Below are 2,339 nucleotides of genomic sequence, written 5' to 3' on the forward strand. Positions count from 1 at the left end.
GAGTTCATGCGGATGTCCGGGGTCTTGTCCAGGACGACCATGGTGCCGTTGTAGGTGGGGGTGGCCGGGCCGCCGCCCGATATCGGCATAGTTCGGATGGGGCGATCGTTCTTACTCATGGTCAGGCGGTGTGCGGCAAGGTCGACGTGCGTGATCCGGGAGGCGCCGATGCGGAAGGTGGCGGAGATGTCTCGCCGTAGGTAGCGGCGACTGCCGGTGCCGATACCGCTGAGCGCGGCGGTGACGGTGACTTTGGTGCCCGGGCGCCAGTAGGTAGCCGGGCGCCAGTCCACGCGTTCCTGGCCGGTGAGCGGATCGCGCACCCATCCCCAGGAACCCTTTACTTTTGGTGTGGTGGTGACACTCAGGCTCTTTTCCACGGCGGCCTTGTTTGTGACGGGGTGCTCAAAGCGCAGGGTGACAGGCATCCCTATACCGACTGTCTGATGGTCCTGGGGCCCGAGCAGCGCCCGGTTGGTGTGCTGCGGGGTGAGAGTGGTGAAGCGGGTGCGGGTGGTGGTGTGCTGCCCGTTGGGACCGGTGGCCGTGACGCGAACGGCATAGGTGGTCGCCGGACTGAGAGTGCGGCTGGCAGTCCAGGTGTAGTGTGCTGCGTTCAGCTTTCCCGGGATCGTGACGTGGGCCATGTCGTCACCGCGGTCAGCGGGGGCCACGTGTACGGAGGCCAGAGTGCCGTCCGTGGCACTGACCCGCAGCGTCGTGTTCGGGGCCTGCTGGGTGGCACCGTCCGGCACCGAGACGGTGATCCGGGGTGCCGCAGCAGGGTCAGCTGCGGACGCGCGGGTGTGCGGCGGGTTTGTGCCTGCGGTATGGGCGGATGCAGAGCATCCGGCCAGCACCACAGCAGACAGGACCGGCAGGACAAGGTTCTTCACGGGGTTCACAGGGTTACGAGATTCTTTCGGAGAATGAGGCATGCTCAGACCGGCACGGTCCAGGGCTGGGCTGTGACGGCGGCGGTGTGACGGAAGGTTGTCGCATGAAAGGCGCCGCCCCGCTCGGGCAGCGGTACCGTCAAGGTCTGGTCAGCGCCGACATTGACACTGGTCCGACAGTGCCTGCCTGCCTGGGTCTATGCCTTGCCGTTATACGGATTGAGGCCTCGGGCGGCCTTGGCCACTTCTTCAAGACCATCCGAGGTTGACTGCTACGGGGTGACGACGAGCGTGCCTTCGGTGATCCAGTTTCCGGATGACTCCAGGGTGAGGTGCTGGCCCGGCTTGGTGGCGGTGTAGACGTTTTTGATGGTTTCGCCGTCCTGCTTTGCCGAGGTCACGTGGTACCCGGCCTTCTTCAATGCGGCGAGGTAGCCGTTGAATGACCCGGTGACGCGGTAGAAGGCCACTGGCAGACCGTTGCGGCCGGCGGCGACGAACTGAATGTTCCCCGCGGATGCTGGCACGCGGGATTCCAGGCCGCCGGAGGACGGAGAGGGAGGAAGGGTGAAACCACTTCCGTGATGGTCGACGCGGACGATGAGCATGTTGCCGCTGCCGAAGGTGAAGACACCAGCAGTTGAAGCCACAGTGAGGGTCAGGCTCCCCTTTTGGGCCTTATAAGTGATGATCTCGTCGTCCTGGCGCTGGGAGGTCACCGTGTACCCGGCTCGCTTCAGTCCTTGGAGATAGGCTTTCACCGCTGTCTTGTTGTCGGTGTTGTTTACCCCGTAGAAGACCGTGGAGAGACCGCCGGCGTCCTTACCGACTGCTGCCAGGGTCAGGTTGTTGCCAGGGGCGGGCAGGTGATTCACCTGGGCAGAAACGGCAGGGGGCGCAGTGGCCGTGGTGGTAGCAGCGGCGGTCAAGGGAACATCCCCGGGCGGAGACGCCGGGGGCACTTCGGTGCGGGAAGCCGCCGCGATGGTAGGGGCGTCCGGTGCAGATGCGGACGCGTTAGCGTTCTTGCCACCGCAAGCGGGGAGAGTGGCCAGGGCGCCAGTGATCAAGACAGCGGCGAGAAGGCCACGGGAGCGTGACGACACGGAAAGACCTCGTTCGTGGAAATGAGCCGGGCACACAACCCGATCCCAGTGATCAGTTTTCGTGCGGCCCTTCCGCATCCATGCCAGCCTGGCCAGGATCGCTGAGACGATCCGAGAAATACACGCGCGAGTCGCCGGAAGGTTGCCCGGGATCCAGAACTTTTTTCGGAGGTCAGTAGTTAGCGCCACCGGGGGACACGCGCCCGGCAGCGGGCGCCAAGCACGAGAAAGCCCCCACCGTCACGGAGGACGTAGAGGGCTGTCCCAGTCTCCAACTGGCCGGGTAGGGGTACCGTTTGCTTTTCAGCGTTGACGTTCCAGGGTGAGGACGGCAGTT

At 64.7% G+C, this 2,339-nt stretch carries 2 protein-coding genes; both read right to left on the reverse strand.

The genetic code is table 11. The features are described 5' to 3' along the window. Nucleotides 1-896 (reverse strand): Ig-like domain-containing protein (locus tag ACZ4NT_RS39160; protein WP_467730198.1); only part of this gene is annotated, 896 nt, incomplete at its 3' end. 272 nt (nucleotides 897-1,168) lie between these two features. Beyond that, nucleotides 1,169-1,825, reverse strand: a complete 657-nt coding sequence (locus ACZ4NT_RS39165; RefSeq protein WP_467730200.1) for a hypothetical protein — start codon at nucleotides 1,823-1,825, stop codon at nucleotides 1,169-1,171. Nucleotides 1,826-2,339: the final 514 nt, after the last annotated feature.

It is taken from the genome of Streptomyces sp. NPDC026417 (assembly GCF_055567695.1).